At 62.7% G+C, this 10,504-nt stretch carries 8 protein-coding genes; 6 read left to right on the forward strand and 2 right to left on the reverse strand.

Annotated elements, in window-relative coordinates; all coding sequences use genetic code 11:
• Positions 1-8 precede the first annotated feature (8 nt).
• Together rpoC and FJW07_RS28300 are read left to right on the forward strand one after the other, a co-directional pair.
• Positions 9-4,205, forward strand: coding sequence for a DNA-directed RNA polymerase subunit beta' (gene rpoC, locus FJW07_RS28295; RefSeq protein ID WP_140829726.1), 4,197 nt, complete (start codon positions 9-11; stop codon positions 4,203-4,205).
• 169 nt (positions 4,206-4,374) lie between these two features.
• A complete protein-coding gene (locus FJW07_RS28300; RefSeq protein ID WP_140859530.1) occupies positions 4,375-5,040 on the forward strand; it encodes an O-methyltransferase in 666 nt (221 codons plus the stop codon).
• A 33-nt stretch (positions 5,041-5,073) separates the two neighbouring features.
• Here the strand turns inward: FJW07_RS28300 and FJW07_RS28305 are convergent, their stop codons facing one another.
• Both FJW07_RS28305 and FJW07_RS28310 read right to left on the reverse strand, forming a co-directional pair.
• Positions 5,074-6,003 carry a Gfo/Idh/MocA family oxidoreductase gene (locus tag FJW07_RS28305; protein ID WP_140859531.1) on the reverse strand — a complete coding sequence of 310 codons (930 nt, stop codon included), beginning with the start codon at positions 6,001-6,003 and terminating at the stop codon, positions 5,074-5,076.
• 83 nt (positions 6,004-6,086) lie between these two features.
• Positions 6,087-6,368, reverse strand: a complete 282-nt coding sequence (locus FJW07_RS28310; RefSeq protein WP_140646983.1) for a transcriptional regulator — start codon at positions 6,366-6,368, stop codon at positions 6,087-6,089.
• A gap of 460 nt (positions 6,369-6,828) precedes the next feature.
• Between FJW07_RS28310 and rpsL the strand changes: the two genes are divergently transcribed.
• From rpsL to FJW07_RS28330, 4 genes are all read left to right on the forward strand, one after another.
• Entirely contained in the window at positions 6,829-7,200 is a 372-nt protein-coding gene (gene rpsL, locus FJW07_RS28315) for a 30S ribosomal protein S12 (protein WP_006202128.1), read from the forward strand.
• 9 nt (positions 7,201-7,209) lie between these two features.
• Positions 7,210-7,680, forward strand: a complete 471-nt coding sequence (rpsG, locus tag FJW07_RS28320; protein ID WP_027170372.1) for a 30S ribosomal protein S7 — start codon at positions 7,210-7,212, stop codon at positions 7,678-7,680.
• Positions 7,681-7,707: 27 nt separating this feature from the next.
• A complete protein-coding gene (gene fusA, locus FJW07_RS28325) occupies positions 7,708-9,798 on the forward strand; it encodes an elongation factor G (RefSeq protein ID WP_140646984.1) in 2,091 nt (696 codons plus the stop codon).
• A 65-nt stretch (positions 9,799-9,863) separates the two neighbouring features.
• Positions 9,864-10,504: GTP-binding protein (locus tag FJW07_RS28330; protein ID WP_140785871.1), on the forward strand; the 641-nt coding region annotated here is incomplete at its 3' end.

The following is a 10,504-nucleotide window of genomic DNA, read 5'->3' on the forward strand; positions in this document are numbered from 1 at the left end:
AGAACGGCATGAACCAAGAGGTCATGAATCTCTTCAACCCGCAGGCGCCTGCGCAGGTGTTCGATTCCATCCGGATCTCGCTTGCCAGCCCAGAGAAGATTCTGTCCTGGTCGTTCGGCGAGATCAAGAAGCCGGAGACCATCAACTACCGCACCTTCAAGCCGGAGCGTGACGGCCTGTTCTGCGCGCGCATTTTTGGCCCGATCAAGGACTATGAGTGCCTGTGCGGCAAGTACAAGCGCATGAAGTACAAGGGCGTCATCTGCGAAAAGTGCGGCGTCGAAGTCACGCTGTCGCGCGTCCGCCGCGAGCGCATGGGCCATATCGAGCTCGCCGCGCCCGTCGCCCATATCTGGTTCCTGAAGTCGCTGCCTTCGCGCATCGGCACGCTGCTCGACATGACGCTCAAGGACATCGAGCGCGTGCTCTACTTCGAGAACTACATCGTCACCGAGCCCGGCCTCACCGCGCTGAAGGAGAACCAGCTCCTCAGCGAGGAAGAGTACATGCTTGCCGTCGACGAGTATGGCGAGGACTCTTTTACCGCCATGATCGGCGCCGAGGCCATCCATGACCTTCTGGCCGGCATGGACCTGGAGAAGATCGCCGGCGACCTGCGTTCGGAGCTGGCGTCGACCACCTCCGAGCTCAAGCAGAAGAAGTATCTGAAGCGGCTCAAGGTCGTGGAAAACTTCATGGAATCCGGCAACCGTCCGGAATGGATGATCATGAAGGTGGTTCCGGTGATCCCGCCGGACCTGCGTCCGCTCGTCCCGCTGGACGGCGGTCGCTTCGCCACGTCCGACCTCAACGATCTCTATCGCCGCGTCATCAACCGCAACAACCGCCTGAAGCGGCTGATCGAGTTGCGCGCGCCCGGCATCATCGTGCGCAACGAAAAGCGCATGCTGCAGGAAGCCGTCGACGCGTTGTTCGACAACGGTCGTCGCGGCCGCGTCATCACCGGCGCCAACAAGCGTCCGCTGAAGTCGCTGTCCGATATGCTCAAGGGCAAGCAGGGCCGGTTCCGTCAGAACCTGCTCGGCAAGCGCGTTGACTATTCCGGCCGCTCGGTCATCGTGACCGGTCCGGAGCTGAAGCTGCATCAGTGCGGCCTGCCGAAGAAGATGGCGCTCGAGCTCTTCAAGCCCTTCATCTACGCCCGCCTCGATGCCAAGGGTTTCTCCTCGACCGTCAAGCAGGCGAAGAAGCTGGTCGAGAAGGAACGTCCGGAGGTCTGGGATATCCTCGACGAGGTCATCCGCGAGCATCCGGTGCTCCTGAACCGCGCGCCGACGCTGCACCGCCTCGGCATCCAGGCGTTCGAGCCGATCCTGATCGAAGGCAAGGCGATCCAGCTGCATCCGCTGGTCTGCACCGCCTTCAACGCCGACTTCGACGGCGACCAGATGGCGGTCCACGTGCCGCTGTCCCTGGAAGCGCAACTGGAAGCCCGCGTGCTGATGATGTCGACCAACAACATCCTGCACCCGGCCTCCGGCGCGCCGATCATCGTGCCGTCACAGGACATGGTTCTCGGTCTCTACTATCTCTCGATCGTCAACCAGAACGAGCCGGGCGAAGGCATGGTGTTTGCCGACATGGGCGAGCTCCAGCATGCGCTGGAGACCAAGGCCGTGACGCTGCACGCCAAGATCAAGGGCCGCTTCCGCACCGTCGACGCCGAAGGCAAGATGGTGTCGAAGATCTACGACACCACGCCTGGCCGCATGATCATCGGCGAACTGCTGCCGAAGAACGTCAACGTGCCGTATGAGACCGCCAACCAGGAGATGACCAAGAAGAACATCTCCAAGATGATCGACACCGTCTACCGCCACTGCGGTCAGAAGGAGACGGTCATTTTCTGCGATCGCATCATGGCGCTCGGCTTCGCGCATGCCTGCCGCGCCGGCATCTCGTTCGGCAAGGACGACATGCTGATCCCGGATTCCAAGATCAAGCTGGTCTCCGAGACCGAGGCTTTGGCCAAGGAATACGAGCAGCAGTACAACGACGGCCTGATCACCCAGGGCGAGAAGTACAACAAGGTCGTCGACGCCTGGGCCAAGTGCTCGGAAAAGGTCGCCGACGAGATGATGGCCCGCATCAAGGCGGTGGAGTTCGAGGACAATGGCCGTCAGAAGCCGATGAACTCGATCTACATGATGTCGCATTCGGGTGCGCGCGGTTCGCCCACCCAGATGCGTCAGCTCGCCGGCATGCGTGGCCTGATGGCCAAGCCCTCGGGTGAAATCATCGAGACGCCGATCATCTCGAACTTCAAGGAAGGCCTTACCGTGCTCGAGTATTTCAACTCGACCCACGGCGCCCGCAAGGGTCTGGCCGACACCGCCTTGAAGACGGCGAATTCGGGTTACCTCACCCGCCGTCTCGTCGACGTGGCGCAGGACTGTATCGTCAACTCCGTGGATTGCGGCACCGACAAGGGTCTCACCATGCAGCCGATCGTCGATGCCGGTCAGGTCGTCGCTTCGGTCGGCCAGCGCGTGCTGGGCCGCACCGCGCTCGACGATATCAACCATCCGGTCTCCGGCGAATTGCTGGTCAAGGCCGGAACGCTGATGGATGAGCGCGACGTGGAGCAGATCGAAAAGGCCGGCGTGCAGTCGATCCGCATCCGTTCGGCGCTGACCTGCGAGGTCAGGACCGGCGTGTGCGCTGTCTGCTACGGTCGCGACTTGGCACGCGGTACCCCTGTCAACCAGGGCGAGGCCGTCGGCGTCATCGCGGCGCAGTCGATCGGCGAGCCGGGCACCCAGCTCACCATGCGTACCTTCCACATGGGCGGCACGGCGCAGGTGGTGGATAGCTCGTTCCTTGAAGCCTCCTATGAGGGCAAGGTGCAGATCCGCAACCGCAACGTGGTGCGCAACTCGGAAGGCCAGCAGATGGTCATGGGCCGCAACATGGCGGTGCTCATCCTCGATGAGACCGGCAAGGAGCGCGCCACGCACCGCGTCGCCTATGGTTCGCGTATCTTCGTGGACGATGGCGACAAGGTGAAGCGCGGCCAGCGTATCGCCGAGTGGGATCCCTATACCCGCCCGATCCTCACCGAAATCGAGGGCAGGGTGGCGTTCGAGGACCTGGTCGACGGCATCTCCGTGCAGGAAACGGCCGACGAGTCGACCGGCATCACCAAGCGTGAGGTCATCGACTGGCGTTCCACGCCGCGCGGCAGCGACCTGAAGCCCGCGATCGTCATCCAGGACGCCAAGGGCAAGGTCGGCAAGCTGTCGAAGGGCGGCGATGCACGCTTCCTGCTCTCGGTCGAGGCCATCCTCTCGGTCGAGCCGGGCGCGCATGTCCGTCCGGGCGACGTGCTTGCGCGTATCCCGATGGAAAGCGCCAAGACCAAGGACATCACCGGCGGTCTGCCGCGTGTTGCTGAATTGTTCGAGGCCCGCCGTCCGAAGGATCACGCCATCATCGCCGAGATCGATGGCACGATCCGCTTCGGCCGCGACTACAAGAACAAGCGCCGCATCATCATCGAGCCGCATGACTCGACGCTCGAGCCGGTGGAGTACCTGATCCCGAAGGGCAAGCCGTTCCATCTCCAGGACGGCGACGTCATCGAGAAGGGCGACTACATCCTCGACGGCAACCCGGCGCCGCACGACATCCTGGCGATCAAGGGCGTGGAGGCGCTTGCCTCCTACCTCGTCAACGAGATCCAGGAGGTCTACCGTCTGCAGGGCGTGTCGATCAACGACAAGCACATCGAGGTGATCGTTCGCCAGATGCTGCAGAAGGTCGAGATCACCACGCAGGGCGACTCGACCTACATTCCGGGCGACCACGTCGACGTGATCGAACTGGAAGAGGTCAACGAGCGCCTGATCGAGGACGGCAAGAAGCCGGCCGAAGGTCAGCCGGTGCTGCTCGGCATCACCAAGGCCTCGCTGCAGACGCCGTCCTTCATCTCGGCCGCTTCCTTCCAGGAGACGACCAGGGTGCTCACCGAGGCCGCGGTTGCCGGCAAGACCGACATGCTGCAGGGCCTCAAGGAAAACGTCATCGTCGGCCGCCTGATCCCGGCCGGAACGGGCGGTACGATGAGCCAAATCCGGCGCATCGCAACCTCGCGCGACGAGCTCATCATCGACGAGCGCCGCAAGGCCTCCGGTGTCGAGGTCGCCGACCCGATGCTGACCGACATGGTCAACGCCGCGCAGTGAGCGGCTTGACATGAGAAACGATGAGAAGGGGCCCACGTGGCCCCTTCTTGCATTTCAAGAGCGTGGACACCGGTTTTCGGAAGAGATCATAATCGAATAAAGAGACCAGATCAGTATGACGGTTCTATTAGCCGTCATCCTGATCTGGCTTCACGAACGAGGAAGAACTATGAGCAGCAAGACTTGGGCGGCTGTCGACGACTACATCGTTTCCTCTCTTTTCGAAGCGGATCCCGTCCTGGATGCGGTGCTTAAGGCCAACCGCGATCAGGGCCTGCCCGCGATCGACGTGTCGGCCGCGCAGGGCAAGCTGCTGTCGCTGCTGGTGCGCATCCGCGGCGCGAAGAAGGTGCTGGAGATCGGCACGCTCGGCGGCTACTCGACCATCTGGATGGCGAGGGGATTGCCGGCGGACGGCAAGGTCGTGACGCTGGAACTCGATCCGCACCACGCCAAGGTCGCGCGCTCGAATTTCGAGCGGGCAGGGGTTTCCGACAGGGTCGACCTGCGCATGGGCCCTGCGCTGCAGTCGCTTGGCAAGCTGGCGGACGAAGGTGCCGGACCGTTCGACCTCATCTTCATCGATGCCGACAAGCCGAACAACCCGAACTATCTGACCCGGGCCATGAAGCTGTCGCGCCCAGGCACCGTCATCGTCTGCGACAACGTCATCCGCGACGGCGCGGTCGTGAAAAAGAACAGCGGCGACGCCAATGTCGAAGGCGCTCGCGCCGCGTTTTCGTTCATCGGCGGCGAGAAACGGCTGGACGGCACCGCCATCCAGACCGTAGGCGCCAAGGGCTATGATGGCTTCGCCATTGCGATCGTCGAGTGAGGATGCCGTTGGCCTCGGCGCTTTGCCGCCGCCTCAGTCGAAGAACGCCTCGACCACGTTGCGCTTGCCGAGCATGAAAGCGTCGGCGACGTGTTGCAGCGGCGCGAGGTCGACATCCGAAGTGCCGGCGCGAACGATCTCGGCGAAGCGCTTGTAAAGCATCGGATATTCGGCCTCGGGCTCGTCATGGACGATCTTGCCGTCGACGGCGAGCTTAGCGCCGCCGCCCGACAGCACCATCTTGCCCTTGTCGGTCTCGGCCAGGATGTCCCAGCTCTGCGGGCCGGTCTGAAGCCAGTCGAGCTCCATCGTCACCGGCAATCCGTTCGATGTGCGGAAGACGACTTGCGCGGCGACAGGGGCGGCGCGGTTTTCCGGAAAATCGAGCACGGCCGAGGTGATGAACATAGCAGGCAGGATGTGGGTGGCGATCGACAGCGCGTTGATGCCCGGATCGAACACGCCGAAGCCGCCGGGTTCCCAGATCCATTCCTGGTTCGGGTGCCAGCGGCGCACGTCTTCCTTCCAATTGATGGCGGCCGAAGTCAGTCTGGCCGAGGCAAGGAATGCGCGCGCGGCCTCCACCGCCGGCGCATAGCGCGAATGCCAACTGGCGAAGAGCGAGACGCCGTTCTCTTCGGCAAGCGCCTTGAGGTGTTCGACTTCGCTGACCGTGGCGCCCGGCGGCTTTTCGAGGAACACATGCTTTTTCGCCTCCAGCGCGGTGCGCGCGGCGTCGTAACGGAACTGCGGCGGCATGCAGAGCGAGACCGCCTCGAGGCCGGGTTCGGCCGCAAGCATGGCTTCGATCGTTGGATAGTTCGGGATCCCGTCGACTTTGCCGTGGCGGCTGGCCGCTGCGGCGAGCTGAAAGTCGCCATCCTTGGCGACCGCCGGCAAATGCTGGTCGCGCACGATCTTGCCCACGCCGACGATGCCGAGCTTGATGGGACTGCTGGTCATGGAAACTCCAAGGAATGAAAGTGTGTCTAGGCAGGACAGATTTGTCCGGCGGGTCTGGGAAATATGACGGCTGGCCGCGCTTTTCAGATCGGCTCTTCAAAGGTGACGATCGAAACTTCGCCCTCCAGTGCGCCCTGATAGGCCGACAGATGCGGCTCCTCGTCGGGCTCGCCCTCCATGTCACCGATCTGGTCGAGTTCGGCCTCGGCGTAACCTTCCGCGGCGAGCGATTCGAGCGCGCGGCGCACGGCAGAATCATCGTCGGGCGCCACCAGCATCACATGCACGCCCTCCGGCTTGCCGCCTTTCTTCTTCCAGACCCGCCCGGTGATGATCGTGACCGGCCGTTCTTCATTGTCGTTCACGGCTGATTCCTCGTTTCCCCGGAGATTGTCCGGTGCAAGCCGCCTTTTGGCACGAAGCAAGGGCACAGGACAGCGCAAAGCCGGTCACTTTCTTCCTCGCTCTTGAAAAAAGACGCAAGAAAATTACATGCGTTTTTCGCATGGCTGCCCAGCTTTGGGTTGGGCGCAATATTTGCCGCGCCGGGGTTGACGGACCCTGGGGTTGCGAGTAGAAGCCGCGACGTCAGAACCGATGTGAGGCTCTCCTTTCCGAAGCGACACGCTTTGGAGTTTGCCTCAAACAGGGTTCGTTTTACGAGCGAAAAGACATTTCCGGCGCGCATGAAGCGGCTTCCGCTTCCTCTGCAATTTGTTCGGGCAGGACCGCGAAGCGCGGTGTGTTGCCCGAATTTGCGTATGGGAATGACGCTTTGAGCGGCCCTGACAGGGCAGACACGGAATTGAGAGACAAGAGGGTTTAATGCCTACCGTCAACCAGCTGATCCGCAAGCCGCGCCTGGCGCCGGTGAAGCGTAACAAGGTCCCGGCCATGCAGCAGAACCCGCAGAAGCGGGGCGTCTGCACGCGCGTCTACACCACGACGCCGAAGAAGCCGAACTCGGCGCTGCGCAAGGTGGCCAAGATTCGCCTGACCAACGGCTTTGAAGTGATCGGCTACATCCCCGGCGAAGGCCACAACCTTCAGGAGCACTCGGTGGTCATGATCCGCGGCGGTCGCGTCAAGGATCTGCCGGGCGTCCGCTACCACATCATCCGCGGCGTGCTCGACACGCAGGGTGTGAAGAACCGCAAGCAGCGTCGTTCGAAATACGGCGCCAAGCGTCCGAAGTAAGGGTTTCCCATGTCCCGTCGTCACAGTGCAGAAAAGCGTGAGATCAATCCGGACCCCAAGTTCGGCGATCTGATTGTCACCAAGTTCATGAACGCCGTCATGTATGACGGCAAGAAGTCGGTTGCCGAGACCATCGTCTATGGCGCGCTGGACCAGGTCCAGGCCAAGACCAAGCAGGAGCCGGTCACCGTCTTCCATCAGGCGCTCGACAATGTCGCGCCGCATGTGGAAGTGCGCTCGCGCCGCGTCGGCGGCGCCACCTACCAGGTTCCGGTCGACGTGCGCCCCGAGCGCCGTCAGGCGCTGGCCATCCGCTGGCTGATCGCCGCGGCCCGCAACCGCAACGAGACCACCATGGTCGACCGCCTCTCGGGCGAGCTGATGGACGCGGCCAACAACCGCGGCACGGCCGTCAAGAAGCGTGAAGACACCCACAAGATGGCGGAAGCCAACCGCGCCTTCGCGCATTACCGCTGGTAACGCGAAAGAGACTGAGAGGCACCTCCCATGGCCCGCGAATACAAGATCGAAGACTACCGCAATTTCGGTATCATGGCGCATATCGACGCCGGCAAGACGACGACGACCGAGCGCGTCCTCTACTACACGGGCAAGTCGCACAAGATCGGCGAAGTCCATGACGGCGCTGCCACCATGGACTGGATGGAGCAGGAGCAGGAACGCGGCATCACCATCACGTCGGCCGCGACCACGACCTTCTGGAAGGGTCGCGATGGCAAGATGCGCCGCTTCAACATCATCGACACCCCCGGACACGTCGACTTCACCATCGAGGTCGAGCGTTCGCTGCGCGTGCTCGACGGCGCCATCGCGCTGCTCGACGCCAACGCCGGCGTGGAGCCGCAGACCGAGACCGTGTGGCGCCAGGCCGACAAGTACCATGTGCCGCGCATGATCTTCTGCAACAAGATGGACAAGATCGGCGCCGACTTCTACCGCTCCGAGGAAATGATCGCCTCGCGCCTCGGCGCGCAGGCCGTCGTCATGCAGCTGCCGATCGGCGCCGAGACCGAGTTCAAGGGCGTCGTCGACCTCGTCGAGATGAACGCGCTCGTCTGGCGCGACGAGACCCTGGGCGCTGCCTGGGACGTTGTCGAGATCCCGGCCGACCTGAAGGAAAAGGCCGAGCAGTACCGCGAGAAGATGATCGAAGCCGCCGTCGAGATGGACGAGACCGCGCTCGAGAATTACCTCGAAGGCAAGATGCCGTCGAACGACGAGATCCGCGCGCTGATCCGCAAGGGCACCATCGCGGTCAAGTTCTACCCGATGTTCTGTGGCTCGGCCTTCAAGAACAAGGGCGTGCAGCCGCTGCTCGACGCCGTTGTCGAATACCTGCCGTCGCCGATCGACGTGCCGGCCATCAAGGGTGTCGACGCCAAGACCGACGCCGAGATCGAGCGTCATGCAGATGACAACGAGCCGCTGTCGATGCTGGCGTTCAAGATCATGAACGACCCGTTTGTCGGTTCGCTGACCTTTGCCCGCATCTATTCGGGCAAGCTCGCCAAGGGCACCTCGGTCGACAACACCGTGAAGGGCAAGAAGGAGCGCATCGGCCGCATGCTGCAGATGCATGCGAATTCGCGCGCCGACGTCGAAGAAGCTTACGCAGGCGACATTGTCGCCCTGGCTGGCCTCAAGGACACGACCACCGGCGACACGCTCTGCGATCCGCTGCACCCGGTCATCCTCGAGCGCATGGAATTCCCCGATCCGGTCATCCAGATCGCTATCGAGCCGAAGACCAAGAACGACCAGGAAAAGATGGGCCTCGCGCTGCATCGCCTGGCGGCCGAGGATCCGTCCTTCCGCGTCAAAACCGACGAGGAAAGCGGCCAGACCATCATCGCCGGCATGGGCGAGCTGCATCTCGACATCATCGTCGACCGCATGCGCCGCGAGTTCAAGGTCGAAGCCAATGTCGGCGCGCCGCAGGTGGCCTATCGCGAGACGATCACCCGCACCCACGAACAGGACTACACGCACAAGAAGCAGACCGGCGGTACCGGCCAGTTCGCTCGCGTCAAGATCATATTCGAGCCGAACACCGAGAGCGAAGAGTTCGTGTTCGAGTCCAAGATCGTCGGCGGTGCGGTTCCGAAGGAATACATCCCGGGCGTCGAGAAGGGCATCAACAGCGTCATGGGTTCCGGCCCGTTCGCCGGCTTCCCGATGATCGGTGTCAAGGCGACCCTCATCGACGGCGCCTTCCACGACGTCGACTCCTCGGTGCTGGCGTTCGAAATCGCCTCCCGCGCCTGCTTCAAGGAAGCCGCTCCGCGCCTCGGCGTGCAGTTGCTCGAGCCGATCATGAAGGTCGAGGTCGTGACGCCGGAAGATTACGTCGGCGGCGTCATCGGCGATCTCAACGGCCGTCGTGGTCAGATCCAGGGTCAGGAAGCGCGCGGCGTCGCCGTCGTCATCAACGCGATGGTGCCGCTCGCGAACATGTTCAAGTACGTCGACAATCTGCGTTCGATGTCGCAGGGCCGCGCCCAGTACACGATGCAGTTCGACCACTACGAGCCGGTTCCGACCGCGGTCGCCCAGGAAGTTCAGAAGAAATACGCGTAACTCGAGCGGGTTGCACGAGACCTTAATTCAAGGCCCGCACGGGCAGGCAGGAATGGAGAGATCACATGGCAAAAGGTAAATTCGAGCGCACCAAGCCGCATGTGAACATTGGCACGATCGGCCACGTCGATCATGGCAAGACGTCGCTGACGGCGGCGATCACGAAGTATTTTGGCGAATACAAGCGCTATGACCAGATCGACGCGGCCCCGGAAGAGAAGGCGCGCGGCATCACGATTTCGACGGCGCATGTCGAGTATGAGACGGCCAACCGTCACTATGCCCATGTCGACTGCCCCGGCCACGCCGACTATGTGAAGAACATGATCACCGGCGCGGCGCAGATGGACGGCGCGATCCTGGTCGTGTCGGCCGCCGACGGCCCGATGCCGCAGACCCGCGAGCACATCCTGCTTGCCCGCCAGGTCGGCGTTCCCTCGATCGTTGTGTTCCTGAACAAGGTCGACCAGGTCGACGACGCCGAGCTTCTGGAACTGGTCGAGCTCGAGGTTCGCGAGCTTCTGTCGAAGAACGAGTTCCCCGGCGACGACATTCCGATCGTCAAGGGCTCGGCGCTGGCTGCGTTGGAAGACTCCAACAAGACCATCGGCGAGGACGCCATCCGCGAACTGATGGCTCAGGTCGACGCCTACATCCCGACGCCGGTTCGTCCGCTGGACAAGCCGTTCCTGATGCCGATCGAGGA

It is taken from the genome of Mesorhizobium sp. B3-1-9 (assembly GCF_006439595.1).
GTDB lineage: Bacteria > Pseudomonadota > Alphaproteobacteria > Rhizobiales > Rhizobiaceae > Mesorhizobium.